Here is a 25265-nt window from a genome sequence, read left to right on the forward strand (position 1 = left end):
CCGGCCGCTGCGAGTGCGTAACGCGGATGCGTTCATCGCGCTGCTGGAGGAGAAGATCGCCACCGAACTCCTCGTCCTGGTCAACGCCGAATCCCTCCCCACCGATCCCGACCCCACTGACCCTCAATCCGCTGCCCCCGGCACCGACCACTCCGCCGACGCCGAGGACCCTCAGGATGCCGAGGGCGCGGAGGGCGCGGAGGGTGTCGAGGACACCAGAGCCCCCGGCGACACCGCAAGCGCCGACGACCCCCGCGGCGTGGAAGACAGCGACGTCGAAGACACCAACCCCAGCGACATCGCCACCGGCGACGCCGACAACACCAGTGCCCCTGGCGAGATGGGCGACCCCGGCGGTGTGGGCGGCACCGACACCGCACCTGCCCAGGATGAGGGCCTGTGTCATCCTGCCGACCCTGCCGACTGCGGGGACGCCGGGGCAGATGCCGGTTCACCTTCACAAACAGCGCGGCCGGATCCTCCTCCCGAGGACGCCGCCACGCATCACGCCCACGCCGGGCATCGGCCTGCGGGGGACTGCCGGCATGCGCAGGGCACGCCCGAAGGCCACAACGACGTGCGCCGTGGACAGCGCCGCCATCAGCCGGGCGGCGGCGAGCAAGGCAGCGATGAGCAGGGCCGGGCTCAGCAGGACGCGGCGGATGGCCAGGGCGTGTGCGGGTGCGGCGGCGAGACGCGGTGCTCGCGTGCGACGAGGACGCCAGCGACGCCCGGGACGCCAGGAACGGCGCCGGGCGCGGCGGAACCGGAGCTGGGGAGGCCACCGGGAACGGTGCCGGGGGCGGTGCTGGGGACGGTGCCGGGGTTGTTGCTGGCGACCGGGCAGGTGCTGCCGGTCTCCAGCGTGCACCGGCTTGCCCGCACCAGCAGTCTGGTGCGGCTGGTCATGGACGCCGACGGGCAGGTGCTCGACATGGGCCGCAAGGTCCGCCTGGCCACCCCCGCCCAACGCAGAGCCATCTACGCCCGCTACGCCACCTGCTGGATCGACGGCTGCCCACTCCCGGCAACCATGTGCCAGATCGACCACGCCGACAACTGGAGCACCGGCGGCCTCACCAACCTCAAACTGCTCGGCCCCGCCTGCCAGTTCCACAACCGCGACCGCTACCGCCACCCCGACCGCTACACCCGCCACAAAACCGGCACCGACCGCTGGACCTTCACCTACCACAACCCCATCAGAGCGCGGCGGCTACGCAAGTGAGGGTGTCAGGACCCGAGGCGCCAGGAGTGGAGATACTCCTCCTGCTCGTCGGTGAGCGCGTCGATCGAGATCCCGGCGGCGGCGAGTTTCAGGCGGGCCACCTCGGTGTCGATGTCGGCCGGGACGTCGTACACGCCGGGAGCCATCCGGACCGACTCCCGGACCAGCCATGCGACGGCGAGGGCCTGGGCGGAGAACGACATGTCCATCACCGCGGCCGGGTGCCCCTCGGCGGCGGTCAGGTTCACCAGGCGCCCCTCGGCGAGCAGCAGCAGCCTGCGGCCGCCCTCCAGGACGTACTCGTCGGTGTTGGGCCGGATACCGAAGCGCACCTCGCGCGCCATCTCCTCCAGCGCCCGTACGTCGATCTCGACGTCGAAGTGGCCCGCGTTCGCGAGGATCGCGCCGTCCTTCATCAGGGCCAGGTGCTCGGCGCGGATGACGTCGCGGTTGCCGGTGACGGTCACGAACACGTCGCCGGTCTTCGCTGCCTGGCTCATCGGCCGTACGTCGTAGCCCTGGAGGGCGGCGTCGAGGGCCTTGACCGGGTCGATCTCGGTGACGATGACCCGCGCGCCGAGGCCCTTGGCGCGCTCCGCGACGCCCCGGCCGCAGAAGCCGAAGCCCGCCACGACCACGGTGCGGCCCGCCAGCAGGACGTTGGTGGCCCGCATGATGCCGTCGAGCGTCGACTGGCCGGTGCCGTAACGGTTGTCGAACATCCGCTTGGTCCGGGTGTCGTTCACCGCGACCATCGGGAAGCGCAGCGCGTTCTCCGAGGCCATCTGACGTAGCCGGATGATCCCGGTCGTGGTCTCCTCGCAGCCGCCGATGACGCCGTCGAGGAGTTCGACCCGCTCGGTGTGCAGGGTGTTGACGAGGTCGCATCCGTCGTCGAGCACGACGTTCGGCGCGATGTCGAGCGCCTGGTGGATGTGCCGGTAGTAGGTCGCCTTGTCCACCCCGGCGCGGGCGTGCACGGCGATGCCGTACGTTCTCAGCGCCTCGGCGACGTCGTCCTGCGTGGACAGGGGGTTGGACGCGGCCAGGGCGATCTGGGCGCCGCCCTCCCGCAGCGCCCCGAGGAGCACCGCCGTCTCGGCGGTCACGTGCATGCAGGCGGCGATGCGCAGGCCGTCGAGCGGCCGGTCGGCGCCGAAACCGGCGCCGATCGCCTGGAGGACCGGCATCGACCGGGCCGCCCACTCGATGCGCCGCTCTCCGGCCTCGGCGATGTCCGCCGCGATGTCCGGCTGAATCACGCCGTCTGCCTCCTGACGAGGGGCGCGGGCCGGGCCCACGCCCCCGTCGTGCGAATCGCCGTCAGTAGCGGTAGTGGTCCGGCTTGTACGGGCCCTCGACGTCGACGCCGATGTACTCCGCCTGCTTCTTGCTCAGCGTGGTCAGCTTCACGCCGAGCGCGTCGAGGTGGAGGCGGGCGACCTTCTCGTCGAGGTGCTTGGGCAGCACGTACACGCCGACCGGGTACTCGTCGGTCTTCGTGAACAGCTCGATCTGGGCGATGACCTGGTTGGTGAACGAGTTCGACATGACGAACGACGGGTGGCCGGTGGCGCAGCCGAGGTTCATCAGGCGGCCCTCGGCGAGCACGATGATCGAGTGCCCGTCGGGGAACACCCACTCGTCGACCTGCGGCTTGATGTTGATCTTCTTGATGCCCGGGATGCGGCCCAGGCCGGCCATGTCGATCTCGTTGTCGAAGTGGCCGATGTTGGACACGATCGCCTGGTGCTTCATCTGCGACATGTGCTCGGCGCTGATGATGCCGTAGTTGCCGGTGCAGGTGACGAAGATGTCCGCGATGCCGACGACCTCCTCCAGGGTGGTGACCTGGAAGCCGTCCATGGCGGCCTGGAGCGCGCAGATCGGGTCGATCTCGGTGACGATGACCCGGGCGCCCTGACCGCGCAGCGCGTCGGCGCAGCCCTTGCCCACGTCGCCGTAGCCGCAGACCACGGCGACCTTGCCGCCGATCAGCACGTCGGTGGCGCGGTTGAGGCCGTCGATCACCGAGTGGCGGCAGCCGTACTTGTTGTCGAACTTCGACTTGGTCACCGAGTCGTTGACGTTGATCGCCGGGAAGAGGAGCGTGCCGGACTTGTGCATCTCGTAGAGGCGGTGCACGCCGGTCGTGGTCTCCTCGGTGACGCCCTTGATGTCCTCGGCCACGCGGGTCCACCACTTGTCCTCGGAGACCGTACGGCGCAGCGTGTCGAGGATGACCGCCCACTCCTCGGGGTCGTCCTCACCGGCGACCGGCACGGCGCCGGCCTTCTCGAACTCCACACCCTTGTGCACGAGCAGCGTCGCGTCGCCGCCGTCGTCCAGGATCATGTTGGGGCCGGAGCCGTCGGGCCAGCGGAGGGCCTGCTCGGTGCACCACCAGTACTCCTCCAGCGTCTCGCCCTTCCAGGCGAAGACCGGGACACCGGAGGGGTTGTCCACCGTGCCGTCCGGGCCGACGACGACCGCGGCGGCGGCGTGGTCCTGCGTGGAGAAGATGTTGCAGCTCACCCAGCGGACGTCGGCACCGAGCGCGACCAGCGTCTCGATCAGCACGGCGGTCTGGATCGTCATGTGCAGCGAGCCCATGATCTTCGCGCCGCGCAGCGGCTGGGCCGCGGCGTACTCCTTGCGGGTCGCCATGAGGCCCGGCATCTCGTGCTCCGCGAGGCGGATCTCTTTGCGGCCGAATTCCGCAAGCGTAAGGTCGGCGACCTTGAAGTCCATGAGTGTCTCCTCCGTTGTCCGTCGGTGCGAGTTTAGGCGTCGCGGACGCAGGAACGCATACGCAGCCCCGCGAACCTGACACAAGAATGTGAGATTCCCTCGCTGACGGGTGCCGGAGGGCCGCTGGACTGTCTAGCGTGGACCCCAGGAACGGGGACCGGAGGCACGATGCGCATCACCGAGGCGGCCAGGCGGCTCGGCATGTCCCCCCGGATGTTGCGCTACCGGGAGGCTCTCGGCCTGCTGCCGCCCGTACGGGACAAGGGCGCCCACCGGCGCTTCGGGCCCGACGAACTGGAGGCGGTGCGCCAGGCAATGGAGCTGGAGCGGCGGTTCGACGTCTCTCCGGCCGAACTGGCCTTCGCGCTCCGGGCGCTGTCCGAGCCCGCGGTGGCCCAGGCCGTACGCGATCTCGGCGTGCGCATCGGGCGTATCCAGGCGCCGCGCCGGGCGCTGGACTTCGAGAAGGAGAAGGCCCTGCGGCTGCTACGGCACCGGTGAGTCAGGCGCCGACCACGAGGTGCAGATCGTCCGCCCGGAGGGAGTCGGCCGTGACGTACGGCTGCTCGCTGACGATGTCGGTCATCGTCAGCGGGACGTTCAGGGACGGCACCAGTTTGAGCGCCCTGACCAGCAGGTTCGGGTGATCGGCCGTGAACTCCTGAGGCACGCCGAGGAGCTTGGCGGTCATCTTCGTCGTGCAGATCACCACGTTGCCCTCGAAGGTGAACGTGCTGCCGGTCAGCGTCGTCGGGCCCATCGTCTGCTGGGGCTGCTCCAGCACGGCCTTGTCCATGGTGAAGCGGAGCATCTTGACCCTGCCTGTCGCGGTGGGCATCTCGACCACGCCGGTGAACTTCATGCCGGTCATGGTCAGCGAGGGCGCGCGGACGGCGGCCGTCTCCGTCGCGACCCGGACCGCTCCCGTCGTGGAGGAGACCCCCGGCTCGTCCTCGCCGTCGTCCCCAGGAGACGGCGAGGGGCTTTTCCTCCCGGTGAGCGACCCCACGGCGTCCTTCAGACTCGTGGGCACGGCCGTGGGGACCGCGCTGGGCAGGACGCCGTCGAGGACGTCGGACAGGCCGCTGGGAACGGCGCTCGGGATGGCACCGGGCAGGAGGGAGCCGCCCTGCCCGCCCGTTCCCGGGTCCTCTCGTGCCATGCCCGTCCCGGCCGCCAGGATGACGGGCAGCACGGCGATGGCCAGCGCCTTGGCCGCGGGACCCGGGCCCGTGTCTCCGCGCCCGCCGCCGTCCGGACGTACGCCCCCGTCGCCGGGATCCTCACCGGCATCCTCACCGGGGTCGTCGGGGTCGGAGGAAGCGGGATCGGAGGCGGGATCGGGCGCAGGATCGGCCTCGCGGCGGACGCGGGCGACCAGGACGCGCGGGCTTTCGTCCACGGGCTCGGCCGACTGCTGCGGCCGGGTGGCCTCCAGGCGCTCGTCGCCGCTGACCACCCGCCGCTCGGTGAAGGTGATTCCCCCCTCCGCCGGCGCGGGCGGCGCGGCGGGCTCGATCGGCACCGCACCGGCCTCGGTGGTCTCCGCGGGCGCCCAGGCCACCGCGAGCGCGCCTCCGACCAGGCCGAGCAGCATGCCGATCAGGAAGCCGCCCAGGTTGGCGTAGACGAACGACGCGATCGAGACCAGTACGGCGACCACGCCGAGGAAGGCCCGCTGGCCGGGCTGGAGCCAGAGCATCAGGCCCAGGATGATCAGCACCAGCGCGATCAGGTAGGTGGCGCCGACCGTGCCCGACTGGATGACGAGCGGCAGGGCCTGGGTCGCGAACGGGATGCTCAGCAACTCCAGGCCGGCCGCGAGCACCAGCAGGCCGCCCCAGAACGGCCGTGACCGCCGCCATTTCACCGGCCGCTCCATCAGAAGCACTCGTGCTCGCCCGGCTCCACGGCCAGCTTCAGCCCGGGCAGCTTGAACGTGGCCGCGTTGACCGCCCAGGAGACCTGCCGGAAGTCCTTGATGGTGACACCGGCGGCCTGCTGGCCGAACATGCCCGCCGCGCCCTGGCCGTCAGGCACCTGGTCGAGAGAGCTCGCGTCGCGGCCCGCCTCCAGCTTCGTGAAGACCGCGTTGCCCTCGATCTGGGTGGCGTCGACGATCATGTTCTCGGCGGTCACCGGGTCCTTGCCGGTGCCGGCGGTGATCCGGATGGTCACGGCGCCGACGGGCGACTTCACCAGCACCGTCTGACACATGTTGGTCAGGGTGGCCTTCCGGATGCCGGAGACGGCGACCGGGATCTTCTGGCCCTTCTTGTTCTCGACCGTGCTGCCGTACTGCACGAAGCCCTGGCCCTGCAGCGTGTCCGCGGAGACCTTGAACGTGTCACCCGAGACCACGAACGACGCGCCGATCGCCCCCTCGGCGGTCGCGCCGACCAGCACGGAGGCGACCGCGAGCGCGGGCACGAAGACGAGGGCGAATCGTTTCCACCGCACGCGTCCCTGAATCATGAGTCACCTCCGGGGTAAACCAGCCGTAATGTAAAGGTAAAGTTACCGACCGGTACCGCCAGCATTGAAGTGACTGTGCATCACATTTCAATTACGGTGCGCGAGTAAATGCGGCTGCCCGTAACGAGGGTTATGCGCCGGCGCGCTGCTCCGAGGCCGCGTCCGCCCGGTAGAGGTCCGGCTCCAGGTAGATCACCCGGGCCATCGGCACCGCCTCGCGGATGCGCCGTTCGGCCTCATCGATGCCCCGCGCCACCTCGCTGGCGGTGTCGTCGTGCTCCACCGCGATCTTCGCGGCGACCAGCAGCTCCTCCGGGCCGAGGTGCAGGGTGCGCAGGTGGATGACCCGGCTGACCTCGGGGGCGGACTCCAGGGCTGCGCAGATCTTTTCCTCCACCTCGGGCGTCGCGCTCTCGCCGATCAGCAGCGACTTGGTCTCGGCCGCCAGGATGATCGCGATCACGGCGAGCAGCAGGCCGATGGCGAGGCTGCCCACGCCGTCCCACGCGCCGTTGTCGGTGACCACGGCCATCGTCACGCCGAACAACGCGAAGACCAGGCCGATCAGCGCGCCGAAGTCCTCCAGCAGCACGACCGGAAGTTCGGGGGCCTTCGCCCTGCGGATGAACGCCACCCAGGAGTGGTCGCCCTTGATCGCGCTCGACTCCTTGATGGCCGTACGGAACGAGAAGCCCTCGGCGACGATCGCGAAGACCAGCACCGCGAAGGCCCAGACCGGCGACTCCACGGGCTGCGGGTCGGCGATCTTGTGCCAGCCCTCGTACAGGGAGAACAGAGCGCCGATCGTGAACAGCACCACGGCCACCACGAACGCGTAGAAGTAGCGCTCCCGGCCGTAGCCGAAGGGGTGCTTGCGGGTCCTTCCCTTGGCGGCGCGCTTGCCGCCGAGCATCAGCAACGCCTGGTTGCCGGAGTCGGCCACGGAGTGGACCGACTCGGCGAGCATCGAGGACGACCCGGTGAACAGGAACGCCACGAACTTCGCCACAGCGATCGCCAGATTGGCGCCGAGCGCCGCGAGGATCGCCTTGGTACCGCCACCCGCACTCACGATGAACTCCTCAATTCAATCGGCCGAGGCGATCCTATTGGGAAATCCTGGCCTGGAGTTCCGTCGCCGCCGCGGCCGATGCCGGGTCCGTCCCGTACCCGAGAGCGAGGTAGACACTCGCGTAGTCGCACAGGCCGACCAGAGCGGCGAACCGGTCCAGCGGATGCACGCCCTCGGCCGGGATCTCTGACACCGGAACCCCCCGGTCCTCGGCCATCCGTACGGCGGCCGTGCGGGACCTGGTCACCTGCGGGTGCTCCTCCACGTCGCGCAGCAGGAACAGGCGCAGGCGCGTGCCCTCACCCGGCTCGTCGGCGAACGGATCGGCGAAGATGTCCCGCCCGGCGAGGGGACCGTCCAACGTCACGATCTGGTTGTGGGCGGCCTCGGGCAGCTCCCCCCAGATCGCCGGGTAGCCCGCGTCCTCGCTCAGCCGGGCGGCCAGGCGGTGGGCCGCCACCGCGGCCAGCGGCGAGGTGCCCCAGATGACCGGAAGCGTCCCGGCCAGGTCCATCGCCAGCGTCTTGCCGGGGTTGATGAACGACTCGCTCGACGGGCGGCACCGATGGGCCAGGTCCTCCAGCCGCTTGGCCACCGACTCGAACTCGCTCTCCCCGGCCGGGACCAGCCCGAGCGCGGCCGCCGCCAGGATCGGCGGCACCATGAGCGACCACAGCGTGGCCCTCGGCTGCCCGGCCACCCCGGTCGCCCCGCCCACCGGCACGTACGGCCCGCCCGCCCGCTCGACCAGGGCGGACAGCGGCGTGTCGGGCGCGCCCGCGCCCACGAGCGCGCACCCGCGCCGTACGGCCTCGGCGGTCACGGCGACGGTCTCCTCGGTCCTGCCGGAGCGGGAGACCGCGATGACGAGGTCGGCGGCGCCGACCCAGCCGGGCAGCCGGTGGCCGCGCACCGTCACCACCGGGACCGGGGAGCCATACCGGCACAGCGCCTCGAGCACGTCGCCCACGAGGGCGGAGGCGCCCATACCGGCCACGACGATCGCGCGGGGGCGGCCGTCCCGGCCGACCCGGGCCACGCCGTTCTCCACCGCCGATCGGTAGGCCGCCCGCACCTGGGCGGCCGCCGACGCGACGGAGCGGAGCATGCCGGAGGGGTCGCCCTCCACCAGATATGCCTGGTCATCGAGCCGGTCGGGCTCGAACCGGGCCCCTCCGGCACCGCTCATGCCTTACGTGCCTCGTCGACGAGGAGCACCGGGATGTCGTCACGCACCGGATAGACCAGCCCGCACGACTCCGAGGTGCACGCCAGCTCGTCCGCGTCGGGCACGGCGCGGAGCGGGGACTTGCACGCCGGGCAGGCGAGGATGTCCAGCAGCCAGTCGTCGATCTTCAACTCGTCAGCTCCTTACAACGGCGAGCACTTCGTCTCGAACTGCGGCGACCTTCTCCTCGTCGGCGGCCTCCGCATTGAGCCGGAGCAGCGGCTCGGTGTTGGACGGACGCAGGTTGAACCACCAGTCCGGACCGCTGACGGTGAGTCCGTCCAGCTCGTCGAAGGTAACACCCTCCCGGCCCGCGAAGGTCTCGCGTACCCGGGCCAGGGCGGCGGCCTGGTCCTCGACCCTGCTGTTGATCTCCCCGGACGCGGCGTAGCGCGAGTACTGGGACAGCACCTCCGACAGCGGCCGGTCCTGCTCGCCCAGCGCGGCGAGCACGTGCAGGGCGGCCAGCATGCCCGAGTCGGCGAACCAGAAGTCGCGGAAGTAGTAGTGGGCCGAGTGCTCACCGCCGAAGACGGCGCCGGTGCGGGCCATCTCCGCCTTGATGAACGAGTGGCCGACGCGGGTGCGGACGGGCTTGCCGCCGTGCTCGCCGACGATCTCCGGCACGCCCTTGGAGGTGATCAGGTTGTGGATGATCGTGGCGCCGGGGTTCTTGGCCAGTTCCCGCACCGCGACCAGTGCCGTGATCGTGGACGGCGGGACCGACTCGCCCCGCTCGTCGATGACCCAGCATCGGTCGGCGTCGCCGTCGAAGGCGATGCCGATGTCCGCGCCCTGCGAGACGACCGCCTTCTGCAGGTCGCGCAGGTTCTCCGGCTCGATCGGGTTGGCCTCGTGGTTGGGGAAGCTGCCGTCGAGCTCGAAGTAGAGCGGGGTCAGCTCGATCGGCAGGCCCTTGAAGACCTCCGGGACGGTGTAGCCGCCCATGCCGTTGCCGGCGTCCACGACCACCTTCAGCGGCCGGATGCCCGACAGGTCGACCAGCGTCTTCAAGTGGGCGGCGTAGCCTTCCAGCAGGTTCCGCTCGGTCACCGTGCCCTGGCCCGGCGTGCCGCCCAGGCCCTCGTCGAGCAGTTCGGCCGCGCGGTCGCGGATCTGCAGCAGGCCGGTGTCGGTGCCCACCGGCACGGCGCCCGCCCGGCACATCTTCATGCCGTTGTACTTGGCCGGGTTGTGGCTCGCGGTGAACATGACACCCGGCAGGTCGAGACTGCCGCTGGCGTAGTAGAGCATGTCGGTCGAGCCGAGCCCGGCGTTGATCACGTCGGCGCCGCGAGAGGTCGCGCCCCGCGCGAACGCCGCGGCCAGCGGGCCGGACGAGGTGCGCATGTCGTGCGCCATCACCACCGAGGACGCGCCGGTCAGCTCGACGAAGGCCGCCCCGACGGCCTGTGCGATCTCCTCGTCGAGCTCGTCCGGCACCACGCCGCGCACGTCGTACGCCTTGAAGATCCTGCTGAGGTCGGCCACTGCACGCCCCTAAAAGTCGTTAAGTCTTCGCACCTGAGCCTATAGCGCCTGATTGCCCACACAATGAGCCCTCCAACGCGCCATTTCGCCTAGGGCTCATCGCTCCCTGTTGGGCTGGGCGGACTTGAGCACCCGCAGGTGACCCCGGCGGCCCACCTCGACCGCCTGGCCGACGGGCTCGCCGGCGGCGGGAGCGGGGCGCGCGGCCTCGCGGACCGCGTTCGCCAGGGCCTCCAGGTCGTCTCCGCTGGGGGTGACGGACTCGGACGGGAGGCGCACGACCTCCCACCCCCTGGGTGCGGTGAGCCGTTCCGCGTGCTCCGCGCACAGGTCGTAACAGTGTGGCTCGACGTACGTCGCCAGGGGGCCGAGTACGGCGGTCGAGTCGGCGTAGACATACGTGAGTGTGAAGACGGCAGGCTGCCTGCAGGCGGTACGGGAACAGCTGCGGACGGGGCTCACGGAGGGACCGTATCCGGTCCGCGTTCACATTGCCACCACCCCGCCGCTCTTATTGAACGTGTCGCCACAATTCCGCGATCTCTGAAGTCGACATGACGTTCGTGGGCAAAGCGGACACGACCCACGGGAGCCACCGCATCGGTGGGCCGGGCTTTAAGCTGACTGCGTGAGCGATCGGAGCGGTGACAGGCCGGATCGAGGGCGGCGGGTGCGCCGGCGTGACCGGCACGGCCGCGGGATGCGCGGCCCCCTCGCGCCCTCGCACGTCCCCATCGCCAAGTCCCGCGGCGAGCGGTTCGACGACCTGGTGCTCGACGCGGTCGACCGGCTCAAGCCGCGGTGGGGCACCCAGCTCGCGTCGGTCGAGTTCGCGGTCGAGGAGGTGCCGCCGGCCGCGGAGCTGGTGGACGGTCCCGCCCGGTTGTCCTCCGACCCGATCCCGCTGGGACGGGCGGAGTCGGCCTCGGGGGACGAGCCCGCCACCGTCGTGCTGTACCGCCGCCCGCTGGAGGCCCGGGCCCGCGACCGCGACCAGCTCGGCACGCTGGTCCTCGACGTGGTCGTCGAGCAGGTGGCCAGTCTGCTGGGCCTCACGCCGGAGACAATCGACCCCGGCTACGACGACCGCCACTGAGGCTTCAGGGCACTTCAGGGCAGCACGGCGCCCGGCATGTCGGCGGTCGGCGGCACCAGCGCCCAGATCCTGGCCATGGCCAGCGGCTGCGCGGTGACCATCTGGCCGTCTTTGGCCCCCTCGTCGAGGACGCGCCCGCCGTACACGGGCCCCGAGCCCGGCATCGGCCGTACGACCACGCTGAAGCCGCCCTTGCTTCCCTTCGGCGGCGCGAGCCTGAGCTCCTTGGTGCGGGCGGCGGGCAGCTTCACCTCGACCGGGGCCGGCGCCTCACCCTTCGAGGGCACCAGCCGAACCTCCACGGCGGCCGCGGAGAAGGGCGCCGACAGCACCAGCCAGGAGGTCTGCTTGCCCTCCGCCCGGCCGTCCGCGACGACGCTGCCGAGGTCGACGGAGGCGGCGCCGGCCGTGAAGGCGACGTCCTGCCTGGCCCCCGTCCCGGTGATCTTGAGGCCCGCCACGATCGGGACGTCGGACTCCAGCACCAGCGCGGCCGGCTGCCCGCCGATCCCGGTGGACAGGTCGAGCGAGGCCGCCGATCCGGCCGGCACCTCGATCGTCTCCTTGTTCTTCAGCGCGTAGGAGCCGTCCTCCAGCACTGCTCTGATCCGCACGACCGTGTCCCGCTCCCCCGGCGTGGCGACGTACAGCTCCCGCTGCCCGGCGGTGCCGGGGATGCCGGGGACGACGACCCGGGTGGCGGGGGCGGCGGCGACGGGCAGCCAGTCGACGCCCCTGCCCTCACCCAGAACGGCCTTCACCGCGGCGGCCACCCGGCCGCTGCGCGTGCTCACCTGCAGGGCCATGATCAGCGGGGAGGGCGCGAGGTCGCGCAGCCTGATCACGCGGTGCTGGCCGGGCTTGACGACGACGCCGTTGCCGCGATCGCTCAGCACCGGGCCTTCCCCGGAGTAGACCATGAACGAGACGTTGGCCGGGGCGGCGTCGGGGTTGGCGAGGTAGAGGGTCATCTCCGCCGCGGCCGGACCCGGCCCGACGAACCAGCTCTCCGCGCCCGGCTCGACGCACCGCACCCCGGCGAGCCCCCGCTGGGTGCCCGACGTCTCCCTGGCCGTCTGGGCGCTCTCCAGCCCGGCGGCCATCGAACCGGTGGCGTCGACCACGAGCGGGCCGCCCCCGGCGGCGATCTCGCGCTGCCAGAGCAGGCCCGGCCGGTCGATCATGTCGTCCTTGCCGCCGGCCTTCTCCTCCGGCGTCCTGATCGCCGACAGGGTGGCGCTCCCGGGGGTCTGGGCACGCTCGGGGTCCGCCGGGGTCACCACGCTCACCCGGCTGCCGGACGGAGCGGGGCACACGGCGGTCACCGACTCCACCGGCGCCCTGAAGGCCTGCGGACGCGCCTGCGCGGCCGGTGCGGGCCTGCTGACGAAGGCCACGCCGTACAACGCACCCAGCGCGACCAGCACCAGGGCGAGCAGGCCGAAGCGGTTCTCGATCAGTCTCCTCACGCGGGCACCCGATCTTTCCTGCCCTTGTCTTCCTTCGCCCGGCGGCGGCCCCGCGGCCCCTCCTCGACGGGCGCGTCGGCGTAGTCGACGTCCGGCTCCTTCGTACGGGCCCCGGGCGAGGCCAGGATCAGCACGAGCACGAGCAGCGCGCCCTGGGCCCACAGCCAGCCCCGATGCAGCGCGCCCGCGGTCGCCGGCGGCGGGGGCACCGTCACCTGACCGGCCACGCGCCACAGGCCGCCCGTCTCCGAGAGGCTCACCCTGACCAGGGCGGGCTGCGAGTCGAGCGCCCGTTGCAGGGCGGGGTCGACGGTGCCCGGCACCGTCACGAAGCGGACGCCGGACGACGCGAGCGTCTGGACGTACGTGCTGCCCCGGCCCGAGGCGAGCCCGGCGACCGCGGTCGTGAAGCGGTCCGTCGCCTCCCTGGGCGGTTCGAGGTCGGACTCGCCGATCAGCGGGCCCCGGCCGCGCAACAGCGTGTAGCCGACCCTGCCGTCCCTGGGACGGAGCAGGAGCGTGCCCTCGCCGGGCGCCGACTGGAGCTCGGCGAGCACCGGCACGGGGTCGCTCAGGTCGCCTCGCAGCGGGTCGTCCGCGCCTCTGGTCACCCACAGCGCGGCGGCGGCGAGCGGGGTCGCGAAGGCGACCACGACGATCAGCATCGCGCCCAGGCGGCGCAGCCCGCCGGCGGCGCGGAACTCGGCGATCCGATGCGCCTGGTGCCCCGCGGCCACCAGCAGTCCCGTCGCCGCGAACGCCAGCGGCACCCCCGGCCACGCCCCGTCGTCGACCCGGCTGACCACGATCGCCACCAGGAGCCCGAAGAGCATGACGCCCCAGCCGATGGCGACGACCATCTGGTGGCGCCGCAGCAGCAGCGCGGCCAGCGCGACCGCGATCAGGCCCGCCGTCGCCCACACGGGCGGCACCCCCGGCCCGCCGGGGCTCAGCATGAGCAGGGAGTCGGCGCCGAGGCGGGGGGTCGTGAGGCGCCCATCGTGAAGGCCGGACTCGAGCAGGATGCGGCCCGGCTCCCTGACGATCTCCACCAGCCACGGGAACAGCAGGACGACCGGGGTGCCGAGGCCGATCACGAGCGACCGCCTGACGCCCTTGCGAATGCCGCCGAACGACACCGCGGCGAGCCCGCCGAGGATCGCCACCAGCACGTACACGAGCGGGACGAAGGCCGTGCCCACGGTCAGGAGCAGGCCGAAGCCCCAGGCCGCCCGCCGCGACCCGGCGATCACCCGCGTGGCTAGCGCCGCGTAGACGGGCAGCAGCACGATCACGATCGCGGTGCCGAGCCGCCCACCCGCCACCACCCCCGTCGTGACCGGCAGCAGGGCGTAGGTGGCGGCCAGCCAGAACCGCGCGGGCGTGTACGAGATCATCCGCTTGGTCGCCGCGTACGCCGAGATCCCGGCCAACGGCACGCAGCCGAGCAGCACCACGGCCACGGCCAGCCACGTCTTGCCCAGCGCGATCGCCGACAGCCCGGCCAGCACGGCGACGTACGGCGGGGCCCAGGTCTGCGAGCCGAGCCCGGCGGCGTGGTGGTCTTCGATGTAGAGCCGCCACAGGTCGGACGCGCCCCCGGTGACCGGCACCAGAGCCCCGCCGCCCAGGTGCCCGTCGGAGGACAGGAGCCCGGACAGCAGCGTCCTTTCGGCAGCCAGCGTGATCACCGCCAGGATCAGGCAGAGCACCACGCCCGGGCTGCTGAACACGCGCTGCACGCCGCCCGAGTCGGTCAGCAGTTCGTCGCCGTCGTCCTCCTGGGCGCGGTCCGCGGCCGCGTGGTGGCGGCCCGCCGAGTCCACCGGGCCGGCTCCGGCGAGGAAGCCCTGCACCATGTCGGCCAGCCGCCGCAGCGCGGCGCCCGGCGGGCTGAGCTTGCGCCGGATCGCGGGCCAGCCCTGCTTCCTGCCCTGCTTCCTGGCCTTGCGGGCCCGCCGCAGGCGCAGCGGATGACCGATGACCGAGCCGAGCGCGGCCAGTTCGTCGAGGGCGTTGGCCGGCTGCTTGGCCAGCAGGAACAGCACGGCCCGCAGCACGGACGCGAAGACGTTGCGCAGCACCGACCGCACGAGCGCGCCGAACGGCACGTTCGCCATCAGGACGAACAGGCCGTTGCGCCGGTCGAGCCTGCGCGGGTGCTCCTCGCTGGTGGCGATCCTGCGGCGCCGCCGCGCCGACGCCTCGGCGTGCCAGGCCACCGCGTCGCTCACGTTGAGCACGCGGTGCCCGGCCGTACGGGCCCGCCAGCACAGGTCGAGGTCGTCGCGGAACAGCGGCAGCGCGGTGTCGAGGCCGGACAACTCGTCCCAGACGTCCCTGCGGATGAGCATGCCGGCCGTGGAGACCGACAGGACGTCGGCGATCCCGTCGTGCTGGCCCTGGTCGTACTCCCTCGGCTCCAGGCCGGTGTCGCGCCGTCCCGACCTGCTGACGGTCACGCCCATCTCGAGCAGCACCCGCCGGTCGAGCCAGTCGCGCAGCTTGGGGCCGAGGATGGCGGCCTTGGGATCCTGATCGGCGGCCCACAGCAGGGCCTGCAGCGCGTGCGTGTCGGGCACGCAGTCGTCGTGGAGCAGCCAGACCCATTCCTGGCCGGGCGCGGGCGGCAGCCGCCGCAGCACCTCGTGGACGGCCTCGCCGAACCCGGTGGACCGGGGCAGGGTCAGCACGTTACCCGAGCCGAACGCCTCGGTCAGCAGCGCCCCGCTGCCGTCACGGCTGCCGTTGTCGACGCCGACGACACGGTCGAGAGGCCGGGTCTGGCGCAACACCGCCGCCAGCGTCTCCTTGAGCCAGCGGGCGCCGTCGTGGGCGACGACGATCGCGGTCACCGAGTGCACGTCGAGTCCTAGGGGGGTCGTACGGCTGAGCGCCGACCACGATACGGCAACCCGGACTCACCCGATCACATCCAGGCGAAACAGGATGACAGCAGCAACCCAGACATGAGTGCGGGGCCGCGCGCCGAACGCACGGCCCCACTCACATCGGTGTCAGGGACACGACCTAGACAGCCTGGCGCTTGATCTTGCGCCTTTCCCGCTCGGACAGGCCGCCCCAGATGCCGAAACGCTCATCATGCTGAAGCGCGTATTCAAGGCACTCGGCGCGCACCTCACACGAACGGCACACCTTCTTTGCTTCCCTGGTGGAACCGCCCTTTTCAGGAAAGAACGCCTCAGGATCGGTCTGCGCACACAAAGCGCGCTCCTGCCACCCAAGATCTTCACCATCGAGCGCCTGTGCCATGACCAGATCGGTCATTGCACACCTCCCTGTCGCTCGCCCGCCCACATGGAGCCCCCCATAAAAACGCCTGCCCTATACCCACCCTCGGGAAGGCGTAACAACATGTCTGTAATTACACGCGCGTGGCGTGTGTGGCGTCAAGCGGCATAACGATACCCGGGGAAAGACCTGCTCGCCCCGGTTCGTACGCCCCGATCTACGGTCCTATCAGCGTTCGGAACCATACCAAGGGAGGTTGGGGTCGGTTCCGAGGCCTGCCTGATCGGGGGCGGAACCTTCCTCATACTTTGCCTGCGACCGATCCGGCGTGTAGATGGCCGTCGGATCGAGCGGCTCCTCCCTGCGCAGGGGGTCGCTGAGCGGGTCTCCCTGGTAGCCGGAGGGGTCGAAGCGGAGCGTCTGGTCGGCGGGGCCGGGCACCGGGGGCTGGAACGGCGCGGGCTCGGACTGGGGGTGGCCGAGCGGGTTGTCGTAGTACTCCGGCATGTCCTGCGGACCGGTGGGGTGATCGGGCAGGGCGCCCTTCTGGTAGCTCTGCGCCTGCTGGTAGGCCTGCGCGAGCTGCTGCTCCCTCGGGTCGGCCGGGCCTTCGTACGCGGGGGGAGCGTCGAAGGCCGGGCCGCCGGCCGTGTGCTCGGCGGCCTGGCGGGCGAACGCCTGGCCGGAGTAGCCGGAGAACGGCGAGCCCTGTCCGTACGGCTGCTCCTGCTCGTACGGCCTGGCCTCGGGGGCCGGGCTGTAGGAGGAGTGCTGACCGTAACCGCGGGGGTCGGGGGCGCCGGGGGCATTGGGCGCGGCGGGAGGAGCGCTCGGGAACTGCCCGTAGCCACCGGAGTCCGTCTGCTGGCCCGCGTAGCCGTACTGGTCGAACACCGGGCCCTGCGGCGGCGGGGAGTAGTCGGGCCGCTGGGGCGCCGCCGCCTCGGGCTGCGCGCCGTACGGGCCGTAGTCGGAGTAGTGCGCGCCGGTCTGGACGTCATGCAGCGACGGCCCGGGCTGCTGCTGCGCCTGTCCGTGGCCGGGGCCCTGGGAGGAAACCGGAGCGGAAGCCGGGGCGGGAGCCGGCGCGCCGGGCTGCCCGAACGGCGGGGGCTGCGGGGCGGTCGGGGCGGGTGCGTAGGAGGGCTGCGGCTCGTATTCCTGGCCGTAGACGTCCTGGGGCCGCTCCTGGCCGAAGGCCCCCTGGCCCCGATCCTGGCCGTACTGGTCCTGTGCGTACTGGTCCTGGGCGTACTGCTGGTGCTCGGCGTAGCGGTGCTCAGCGGGCGGCAGCTGGGGGTGGACCGGCGCCGGCGCGCTCTGCCCGTACGCGGGCCCCTGCGGCTGGCCCTGCGACTGGCCCTGCGACTGGCCCTGGTGGGGGGCGTCGTACTGGCCGGGGTGCGGGACGTTCTGCGGCGGGGTCTGGGGGACGTTCTGCGGGTCGCCCGGGGCGGGGTGGCCGAACTGCTGCTGAGCGGGGACCTGCTGAGCGGGGACCTGCTGAGCGGGCATCGGGCCGGGGCTGGGGGCGTGAGCCGGCACGCCCGCACCTGCCGATACAGGAACCTCGCCGTACCCCTGCGGCGCCTGAGGGCCCTGCGGGCCCTGAGGGCCTTGCGGGTTCTGCGGCAGCGCCGGAGCGTACGACTGGGGCGGGTAGGCGTCCTCGCGCCTGCCGAAGTAGTCGCCCGCCGGTTCCCTGACGGGCTGGAGCGCCGAGGCGGTGCTCAGCGCGAACAGCGCGCCGATGACGGCGAGCGCGATCATCGGCAGTCCGGTGATCAGGTGTTCGAAGCGGTCGCGGAACGTGGCCAGGTCGCCGACGAGCACGCCCAGCACAGCGATCAGGCCGAAGACGATGCCGAGACCGAGCGATCCGGCCGCGCCGAGCGCCACCAGGCGGGCCCGGGGGGTGGGCGCGCCTGCCTTGGCGACGAGCAGCACGGCGCCGAAGGTGAGCGCGGTCGAGACCGGGGACACGAGGGAGTACAGGCTCGCCGCCGCGCGGACGCCGAACGTGCTGCTCAACGAGGAGCCGATCAGCATGCGCGCGATGCTGACGAGGACGGTGGTGATCACCACCGCGAGCATCGTCCACGCGGCCGGCTCCCGGAGCCGGCCGGTATCGACCTTGAGCACGACTACCCCCATCGGTCCAAACGGCACTCGGGGAAGTTTTGCACATGACTGACTTAAGCGTCGGCAGACCCAAGAACCTCACAAGCCGAACACACCCTACATATCGCAGTTCATCCCGTTCCCGGGGGTGGGTGTCGGCGATCCCGCGGGCGGCCGGTGGAAGACTGGCGGCATGCGCATCGTGTCCCTCGCCGGAGGAATCGGCGGCGCCCGGTTCCTCCGAGGTCTCAAGGCGGCGGCCCCCGATTCCGAGATCACCGTGATCGGCAACACCGGCGACGACATCACCCTTTTCGGCCTGCGCGTGTGCCCGGACCTTGACACGGTCATGTACACGCTGGGCGGCGGCATCAACGAGGAACAGGGCTGGGGACGGGCCGCTGAAACGTTCACCGTGAAGGAGGAGCTCGCCGCGTACGGCATGGAACCGCAGTGGTTCGGCCTCGGCGACCGGGACTTCGCCACCCACATCATCCGCAGCCAGATGCTGGCGGCCGGTTATCCGCTCTCCCAGGTGACCGAGGCCCTGTGCGACCGGTGGCGGCCCGGGGTGCGGCTGCTGCCGATGTCGGACGACCGCACCGAGACTCACGTGGTCGTCTCCGACGATGCCGGCAGGAGAGCCGTCCACTTCCAGGAGTGGTGGGTGCGCCTGCGCGCCTCCGTGCCTGCCGAGCAGATCGTGCTCGTCGGCGCGGACGAGGCACGTCCCGCGCCCGGCGTGCTCGACGCCATCGCTGCGGCGGACGTCGTCATCCTCCCGCCGTCGAACCCGGTCGTCAGCATCGGCACGATCCTCCAGATCCCCGGCATCCGGGCGGCCCTGGAGGACAAGACGGTCGTCGGCGTCTCCCCCATCATCGGCGGCGCGCCGGTTCGCGGCATGGCCGACGCCTGCCTGACGGCGATCGGCGTCGAGACGAGCGCCCAGGCCGTCCTGGAGCTGTACGGCTCCGCGCTGCTCGACGGCTGGCTCGTCGCCGAGGAGGACAAGGGCGTGGCGCTCGACGGCGTGGTGGTGGAGGCCCGCCCGCTCCTGATGGGCGACCCCCAGGCCACGCGGGACATCGCCGCCGCGGCCCTCGCCCTGGCCCAATCACTCAAGTCCTGAACACAGATGTCAGAGGAGCACATGCCCCAGATCACCGTCAGCGGCGTGCCCGGCCTGCCCGAGGTGCGGCCCGGCGACGACATCGCCCTGCTCGTGGCGCAGGCCGCACCCGACCTCCGGGACGGCGACATCCTGGTCGTGACCTCCAAGATCGTGAGCAAGGCCGAAGGCCGCGTCCGCCAGGACGGCAGCCGTACGGCCGCGATCGAGGAGGAGACCGAGCGCGTGGTCGCGCGGCGCGGGGACACGGTCATCGCGCAGACGCGGCACGGGTTCGTGATGGCCGCGGCCGGCGTCGACGCCTCCAACACCTCCCCCGGCACCGTGCTGCTGCTGCCGGAGGATCCGGACGCCTCGGCGGACCGGATCCGCCGGGGCCTGCGCGAGCGGCTCGGCGTGCGGGCCGGGGTGATCGTGTCCGACACCTTCGGCCGGCCCTGGCGGCACGGCCTGACCGACGTCGCCATCGGCGCGGCCGGCGTGCGGCCCCTGGAGGACCTGCGCGGCGGCACCGACGGCTACGGCAACCCGCTCAACGCCACCGTCACGGCGCTGGCCGACGAGATCGCGGCGGCGGGCGACCTGGCGAAGGGCAAGCTGTCCGGCGTTCCGGTGGCCGTCGTCCGAGGGCTGGGCGAGCTGGTGACCGACGAGGACGGCCCGGGCGGGCGGGTCCTCGTCCGCCCCGCCGACGAGGACATGTTCCGGTTCGGCTCGGCCGACGTCGTCTTCGCCCGCCGGACGATCCGGGAGTTCTCCGCCGCCGAGGTGGACCCCGCGGCCGTACGGCGGGCCGTGGCCGCCGCCGTCGCCGCGCCAGCCCCGCACCACACCACGCCGTGGCGGTTCGTGCTGCTGGAGACCCCGCGGGCGCGTACGGAACTGCTCGACGCGATGCGGGACGCCTGGATCGAGGACCTGCGCTCCGACGGCTTCTCCGAGGAGTCGATCGCCCGGCGGATCCGGCGCGGCGACGTGCTGAGGAACGCGCCCTACCTGTCGGTGCCGTGCCTGGTGATGGACGGCTCGCACACCTACAGGGACGAGCGCAGGAACGCCGCCGAGCGGGAGATGTTCGTGGTGGCCACCGGCGCCGGAGTGCAGAACTTCCTGGTCCAGCTCGCCGTGCAGGGGCTGGGGTCTGCGTGGGTGTCGTCCACGATGTTCTGCCGTGACGTGGTGCGCAAGGTGCTCGACCTGCCGCAGAACTGGGACCCCATGGGCGCCGTGGCCATCGGCCATCCCGCCGCGCCGCCGAAGGACCGGCCGCCGCGCGACCCGGCCGACTTCTACGTCACGAGGTGACCGTCACTTCTGGGTACACGTGGGGTGGCACAGCCGCCGGGCCAGCGCCGACAGGAACACGTCGATGATCTGGCCCGGCTCCTGGGCCACGTAGAGCTGCCCGTTGGTGGCCGAGACGATCTCGCCGAGCGCCGGCCGGTCGGCGGCCTTGCCGAACGCGACCACGATGATCTGCACCGGCTTGTCCGGGTCCCACTCCTTGCGCAGCGTGTCGACGAGCGCGCGCCGCGACACGCCCTTCCCGTCGTCCACGCCCGCCGTGAGCACCAGCAAGGCGTTGCTCATGAGCGGGTCGTAGCCCTTCGACACCGATCGGAAGCCCGCGTCGATCGCGTCGTACAGCGAGCTGCCGCGGTCGCCGAGCGCCCTGATGCCGTCGGCCTCCCGGAACAGGGCGGTCCTGCGGATCTCCTCCTGGCCGTCGTCGGGCTTGGTGATCGGGCCGAGGCCGATGAGTTCGCGATGGTCCGCGCCGCCCCTCAGGTCGCGGGCGAACTCCCACAGACCCATGTGGGTCTCGTTCGGGAACAGCTGCAGACCGAGCTTGGCCGCCTCGACCGCGACGTCCAGCCGGGTCTTCCCGCCCGCGCCCTTCGGGCCGTCGATCGGCTCGGCGTTCTCCTTCGACACGTCGGCCAGCACGAGGATCCGGCTCGGCGGGGCCAGCCTGCTCCACGCCTCCAGCGCCTCGTCGATCACCTCGGCCGTGATCGATGGCCGCGGGCGCGGCAGCTCGGTCGAGATGCCCGCACCGCCGTCGAACGGCGGCTGCCCGTCGGCGCCGCGGAACCCGGCCTTCCGCACGGCCTCCTGCGTCGCCGCCGACCGCAGCCACGCCGCGAACAGCCGCGAGGCCGCCGCCCGGTCGGGGTCCGCGGCCGTCACGACGTACGGATAGTCGAGGTTGATCGTGCCCTCCTTGGGCTGGAGGGCGACCACGGGCTCGGCGCCGCTCTCGCGGTTGTGCGCCCACACCGACTGCTCGGGGACGATCACCACGGGACGCGACCAGAATCCGGGGGCGTCCACCGCGCCGAGCATGCTGCGGTAGTCGGGGGCCGAGCCCGACTGCGCCATGCGCACGAACGCCGTGAGATCGCGGTCGGCCTTCTCTCCCGTGCCGACGATGTCACGGGCCGCTGCGACGGTCGCGATCCCCGCCCCCGACACCGACGGGTCGGGGATGCGCACGATGTCGGGCTCGTGCTCGGTGGGCTGGAGACGTCCCCGCACGGTGGCGGGGAAGACCATGTCCCAGCTCATGGCCGTCCCCCCGGCGGCGAACCGCTCGGCGAGGGAGCGCCGGGTGGCGAAGACCAGCGGGGAGGTCGCGACCACGGTCTCGTCCGCGGCGATGTCCTGCCCGCCCTGCTTTCGGGCCAGCCGCACCCACACGGAGGAGTCGGCGATCCATCCGTCCGGACGGCCGGGCAGGACGCCGGCCCGGTCGCCGATCAGCGTGCGGAGCACCGGCGCCGGGGGCTGCTCGGCCACCTGGACCTGGACGCACCGCCCCTCCACCCCCGCGCCTGAGGCGTTGAACCGCTCGGCCGCGTCCATCACCGGCGGCGCGACGTCCACGGCGGCCGCGACGCTCACGAGGATCGGATCCCGGGCGGAACACGTTCCCGTCGAGCGCGTGAGGAAGAGGACTCCCCCCGCCGCGACGATCGCGACGGCCGCCAGGGCCGCGACCACGCCCTTCCACCTGGCCTGCCTGCGGCGCCGCTCGACGGCGAAGGCGGCGCGGTGACGACCGGACGGCACGGTGCGGGTCCTTCCCAGTTCTCATGACCGGTGCAGCGGCACTGTGACTCTGGGCGAGAGGCACTGTGATTCTGGGTGCCAGAGGCACTGCGATTCTGCCCATCTCCCCCGCGTGCGGCGCAAGAGCGAAATAGAACTTGTTATATACAGCGCGTCCAATTACTCCGCGTCCAATTACTCCGCGTCCGACTACTCTGCGTCCGGCTACTCCCTGCGCACGACGGGCGAGACCGTGAGCAGCGGCCCGCGGACCGACTGGCACACCCCGTCGCTGCGCCGGGCCGCCTCGGCCCGCTCCTCGCTCGGCCGGCCGTACGACGTGGTGCGCTGGCGCAGCGGACGGCCGGTCGGCGCGACCATGGCCGCGATCTCGCTGATCGTCTTGTAGGAGCCGTTCTCCGAGCCGGCCATCCGGCTGATCGTCTCCTCCATGAGCGTGCCGCCGAGGTCGTTCACCCCACCGGCGAGCACGTCCCGGCACAGGTCGTCGCGCAGCTTCACCCAGGAGCACTGGATGTTGCGGATCGCGCCGTGCAGCATGATCCGCGCCAGCGCGTGGACGGCCCGGTTCTCCCGCGCGGTCGGCCCCGGCCTGGCGATCCCCGCCAGGTAGATCGGGGCGCTGTGGTGCACGAACGGCAGCAGCACGAACTCGCTGAACCCGCCCGTCTCCTCCTGGATCGACCGGATCAGCCGGATGTGGCGCACCCAGTGCTCGTGGGTGTCCACGTGGCCGTACATCATGGTCGAGGTCGTGGGGATGCCGACCCGGTGGGCGGTGGTGATGACCTCGATCCACTCCCGGGCGGGCAGCTTGCCCTTGGTCAGCACCCACCGCACGTCGTCGTCGAGGATCTCGGCGGCCGTGCCGGGCAGCGAGTCGACCCCCGCCTCCCGCGCCGCGTGCAGCCACTCCTCGACCGACAGGTTCGTACGGCTCGCACCGTTGACGACCTCCATCGGCGAGAACGCGTGCACGTGCATCTCGGGGCGGCGCTCCTTCACCGCCCGGGCGATGTCGAAGTAGGCCGTGCCAGGCAGGTCCGGGTGGATGCCGCCCTGCATGCACACCTCGGTCGCCCCGGCCTCCCACGCCTCCTGCGCCCGGTCGGCCACCTCGCTCAGCGACAGGGTGTAGGCGTCGGCGTCGGTGCGCCGCTGGGCGAACGCGCAGAACCGGCAGCCGGTGTAGCAGACGTTGGTGAAGTTGATGTTCCGGTTGACGACGTAGGTGACGTCGTCGCCCACCGCCTCGCGGCGCAACCCGTCGGCGATGCGGCACAGCTCCTCCAGGCCGGCGTCGTCGGCGCCCGCCCCCGACTGGTCCCCGGCGAGGTCGAGCAGCGTCAGCGCCTGCTCGTCGGTCAGCCGCGCCGGGTCCGCCTCGGCCTGCCGCAGCGCCTCCCGCACGTCCGCCCTGACAGTGTGATCCCTGACGGACCCGTCCCGTCCGCCGCTGGGCAGGCGCTCGCGCAGGGCGTCCCAGTCGCCGTACACGCTGTCGAAGTCGGCGCGGCGGTCGCCCGTCCGGCCCTCGGCGTCGACGGCCGTGTGCAGGTCGGCCCGTCCACCGGTGACGAGGCCGCCGTCGGGCTCCTGCCACGGACGGCCCTGAAGCACGGCGTCCTCACGCGCGAGCCCGGTAGCGGGGTCGGCCAGCGCCGCGACGTGCTCGGTGAGCCGGGGGTCGAGCCACGGCTCCCCCGCGAGCACATACTCCGGATAGATCGTGAGGCGCTCGCGCAGCGTGAACCCGGCGGCGGCGGTCCGCGCCGCCAGGTCGTCGATCTGCGGCCACGGGCGCTCGGGGTTGACGTGGTCGGGCGTGAGCGGGGACACCCCGCCCCAGTCGTCGATGCCCGCCCGCAGCATCAGCGTGTACTCCTCGCCGATCAGGTTGGGCGGCGCCTGCACGCGGACCTTCGGGCCGAGCACGAGCCGCGTCACCGCGATCGTCGCGGCCAGCTCGTGCAGGTCGGCGTCGGGCATGCCGCGCATGGCCGTGTCGGGCTTGGCGCGGAAGTTCTGGACGATGACCTCCTGGATGCCGCCGTACTCCCTGGCCACCCGGCGGATCGCGAAGATCGACTCGGCCCGCTCCTCGATCGTCTCGCCGATGCCGATCAGCAGGCCCGTCGTGAACGGCACGCTGGAGCGGCCGGCGTCCTCCAGCACGCGCAGCCGCACGTCCGGGTCCTTGTCGGGAGAGCCGTAGTGGGCCTCGCCCTTCTCGGTGAACAGCCGCCGTGAGGTGGTCTCCAGCATCATGCCCATGGAGGGCGCGACCGGCTTGAGCCGCTGCAGGTCCTTCCAGGTCAGCACGCCGGGGTTGAGGTGGGGCAGCAACCCCGTCTCCTCCAGCACCCGGATCGCCATCGCCCGTACATACGACAGCGTGTCGTCGTACCCGTGGGCGTCGAGCCACTCACGCGCCTGGTGCCACCGGTCCTCCGGCCGGTCGCCGAGCGTGAACAGCGCCTCCTTGCAGCCCATCGCCGCGCCCTGGCGGGCGATCTCCAGCACCTCGTCCGGGGACAGGAAGGCGTCGGGCAGCTTGTGCGGCGCGGTGGCGAACGTGCAGTAGCCGCATCTGTCCCGGCACAGCCGGGTCAGCGGGATGAACACCTTGCGGCTGTAGGTGATGACGCCGGGCCGTCCGGCGGCCTCCAGTCCCGCGTCCCTTACCCGCGAGGCGTGCGCGAGCAGGGCGTCCAGGTCGTCGCCGCGGGCGCGCAGCAGGATCGCCGCCTCGGCGAGGTCGAGGGTCTTGCCGTCCCTGGCCCGCGCGAGTGCCCGGCGGGTGCCGCTGTCGGAGCTGACGTTCGGGTGTCGCTTCGCCGTCATACGCCGCACCCTATGAGGCGTGGGTCCGTCCGGC

20 protein-coding genes are annotated in these 25265 nt (G+C 71.9%); 5 read left to right on the forward strand and 15 right to left on the reverse strand.

All coding sequences use genetic code 11. The features are described 5' to 3' along the window. On the forward strand, positions 1 to 1228 hold a 1228-nt coding region (locus FLW16_RS19580), incomplete at its 5' end, for a DUF222 domain-containing protein (protein WP_221891169.1). Between the two features lie 5 nt (positions 1229 to 1233). On the opposite strand, the gene FLW16_RS19585 is transcribed toward FLW16_RS19580, so the two are convergent. Both FLW16_RS19585 and ahcY read right to left on the reverse strand, forming a co-directional pair. Further along, the gene (locus FLW16_RS19585; RefSeq protein WP_142561556.1) at positions 1234 to 2490 is read right to left on the reverse strand and encodes an adenosylhomocysteinase; all 1257 of its coding nucleotides are present in this window, start codon (positions 2488 to 2490) and stop codon (positions 1234 to 1236) included. A gap of 61 nt (positions 2491 to 2551) precedes the next feature. Further along, on the reverse strand, positions 2552 to 3979 hold the full coding sequence (ahcY, locus tag FLW16_RS19590; protein WP_142561557.1) for an adenosylhomocysteinase: 1428 nt from the start codon (positions 3977 to 3979) through the stop codon (positions 2552 to 2554). Positions 3980 to 4147: 168 nt separating this feature from the next. Between ahcY and FLW16_RS19595 the strand changes: the two genes are divergently transcribed. Beyond that, entirely contained in the window at positions 4148 to 4480 is a 333-nt protein-coding gene (locus FLW16_RS19595) for a MerR family transcriptional regulator (RefSeq protein WP_079313289.1), read from the forward strand. Between the two features lies 1 nt (position 4481). Here FLW16_RS19595 and FLW16_RS19600 read toward each other — a convergent pair whose 3' ends face one another. The 7 genes from FLW16_RS19600 to FLW16_RS19630 form a co-directional block, all read right to left on the reverse strand. Further along, a complete protein-coding gene (locus FLW16_RS19600) occupies positions 4482 to 5849 on the reverse strand; it encodes a DUF6114 domain-containing protein (RefSeq protein WP_142561558.1) in 1368 nt (455 codons plus the stop codon). 11 nt (positions 5850 to 5860) lie between these two features. Next, on the reverse strand, positions 5861 to 6439 hold the full coding sequence (locus tag FLW16_RS19605; protein WP_260615396.1) for a DUF6230 family protein: 579 nt from the start codon (positions 6437 to 6439) through the stop codon (positions 5861 to 5863). Positions 6440 to 6584: 145 nt separating this feature from the next. Then, positions 6585 to 7526: a cation diffusion facilitator family transporter gene (locus tag FLW16_RS19610; protein WP_142561560.1), complete on the reverse strand. Its 942-nt coding sequence runs from the start codon at positions 7524 to 7526 to the stop codon at positions 6585 to 6587. 34 nt (positions 7527 to 7560) lie between these two features. Then, positions 7561 to 8715, reverse strand: a complete 1155-nt coding sequence (locus FLW16_RS19615) for an SIS domain-containing protein (protein WP_142561561.1) — start codon at positions 8713 to 8715, stop codon at positions 7561 to 7563. Then, the gene (locus tag FLW16_RS19620; RefSeq protein ID WP_076432865.1) at positions 8712 to 8885 is read right to left on the reverse strand and encodes a Trm112 family protein; all 174 of its coding nucleotides are present in this window, start codon (positions 8883 to 8885) and stop codon (positions 8712 to 8714) included. The genes FLW16_RS19615 and FLW16_RS19620 overlap by 4 nt, the downstream gene beginning before the upstream one ends. A 4-nt stretch (positions 8886 to 8889) precedes the next feature. Further along, positions 8890 to 10245 carry a phosphomannomutase/phosphoglucomutase gene (locus FLW16_RS19625; protein WP_142561562.1) on the reverse strand — a complete coding sequence of 452 codons (1356 nt, stop codon included), beginning with the start codon at positions 10243 to 10245 and terminating at the stop codon, positions 8890 to 8892. 96 nt (positions 10246 to 10341) lie between these two features. Beyond that, the gene (locus FLW16_RS19630) at positions 10342 to 10707 is read right to left on the reverse strand and encodes a DUF3499 domain-containing protein (RefSeq protein ID WP_142561563.1); all 366 of its coding nucleotides are present in this window, start codon (positions 10705 to 10707) and stop codon (positions 10342 to 10344) included. A gap of 166 nt (positions 10708 to 10873) precedes the next feature. Here FLW16_RS19630 and FLW16_RS19635 point away from each other — a divergent pair, with 166 nt between their 5' ends. Next, positions 10874 to 11341 (forward strand): metallopeptidase family protein, encoded by a 468-nt coding sequence (locus tag FLW16_RS19635; protein ID WP_142561564.1) that lies wholly within the window; start codon positions 10874 to 10876, stop codon positions 11339 to 11341. A 14-nt stretch (positions 11342 to 11355) separates the two neighbouring features. Here the strand turns inward: FLW16_RS19635 and FLW16_RS19640 are convergent, their stop codons facing one another. From FLW16_RS19640 to FLW16_RS45960, 4 genes are all read right to left on the reverse strand, one after another. Beyond that, positions 11356 to 12810, reverse strand: a complete 1455-nt coding sequence (locus tag FLW16_RS19640) for a DUF5719 family protein (RefSeq protein ID WP_142561565.1) — start codon at positions 12808 to 12810, stop codon at positions 11356 to 11358. Next, complete coding sequence (locus tag FLW16_RS19645) at positions 12807 to 15674, reverse strand: glycosyltransferase family 2 protein (protein ID WP_142561566.1); 2868 nt, start codon at positions 15672 to 15674, stop codon at positions 12807 to 12809. Before FLW16_RS19645 ends, FLW16_RS19640 begins: the two co-directional genes overlap by 4 nt. A 166-nt stretch (positions 15675 to 15840) precedes the next feature. Next, on the reverse strand, positions 15841 to 16098 hold the full coding sequence (locus FLW16_RS19650; RefSeq protein WP_079313297.1) for a WhiB family transcriptional regulator: 258 nt from the start codon (positions 16096 to 16098) through the stop codon (positions 15841 to 15843). A gap of 192 nt (positions 16099 to 16290) precedes the next feature. Next, positions 16291 to 18204 carry a hypothetical protein gene (locus FLW16_RS45960; protein ID WP_142561567.1) on the reverse strand — a complete coding sequence of 638 codons (1914 nt, stop codon included), beginning with the start codon at positions 18202 to 18204 and terminating at the stop codon, positions 16291 to 16293. Positions 18205 to 18376: 172 nt separating this feature from the next. Here FLW16_RS45960 and cofD point away from each other — a divergent pair, with 172 nt between their 5' ends. After that, positions 18377 to 19315: a 2-phospho-L-lactate transferase gene (gene cofD, locus FLW16_RS19660; protein WP_142561568.1), complete on the forward strand. Its 939-nt coding sequence runs from the start codon at positions 18377 to 18379 to the stop codon at positions 19313 to 19315. Between the two features lie 21 nt (positions 19316 to 19336). Then, entirely contained in the window at positions 19337 to 20620 is a 1284-nt protein-coding gene (locus FLW16_RS19665; protein WP_142561569.1) for a coenzyme F420-0:L-glutamate ligase, read from the forward strand. Positions 20621 to 20623: 3 nt separating this feature from the next. Here the strand turns inward: FLW16_RS19665 and FLW16_RS19670 are convergent, their stop codons facing one another. Both FLW16_RS19670 and FLW16_RS19675 read right to left on the reverse strand, forming a co-directional pair. Then, complete coding sequence (locus tag FLW16_RS19670; protein WP_142561570.1) at positions 20624 to 22387, reverse strand: substrate-binding domain-containing protein; 1764 nt, start codon at positions 22385 to 22387, stop codon at positions 20624 to 20626. A 204-nt stretch (positions 22388 to 22591) separates the two neighbouring features. Then, complete coding sequence (locus FLW16_RS19675; protein WP_142561571.1) at positions 22592 to 25231, reverse strand: bifunctional FO biosynthesis protein CofGH; 2640 nt, start codon at positions 25229 to 25231, stop codon at positions 22592 to 22594. Positions 25232 to 25265: the final 34 nt, after the last annotated feature.

Origin of the sequence: Microbispora sp. KK1-11 (assembly GCF_006874435.1) — a bacterium.
Lineage (GTDB): Bacteria > Actinomycetota > Actinomycetes > Streptosporangiales > Streptosporangiaceae > Microbispora > Microbispora catharanthi.

Coding starts and splice junctions, on each gene's coding strand:
- ahcY (WP_142561557.1), bottom strand. CDS start 3,979: ATGGACTTCAAGGTCGCCGACCTTACGCTTGCGGAATTCGGCCGCAAA.
- FLW16_RS19595 (WP_079313289.1), top strand. CDS start 4,148: ATGCGCATCACCGAGGCGGCCAGGCGGCTCGGCATGTCCCCCCGGATG.
- FLW16_RS19615 (WP_142561561.1), bottom strand. CDS start 8,715: ATGAGCGGTGCCGGAGGGGCCCGGTTCGAGCCCGACCGGCTCGATGAC.
- FLW16_RS19650 (WP_079313297.1), bottom strand. CDS start 16,098: ATGACCGATCTGGTCATGGCACAGGCGCTCGATGGTGAAGATCTTGGG.
- cofD (WP_142561568.1), top strand. CDS start 18,377: ATGCGCATCGTGTCCCTCGCCGGAGGAATCGGCGGCGCCCGGTTCCTC.
- FLW16_RS19665 (WP_142561569.1), top strand. CDS start 19,337: ATGCCCCAGATCACCGTCAGCGGCGTGCCCGGCCTGCCCGAGGTGCGG.
- FLW16_RS19675 (WP_142561571.1), bottom strand. CDS start 25,231: ATGACGGCGAAGCGACACCCGAACGTCAGCTCCGACAGCGGCACCCGC.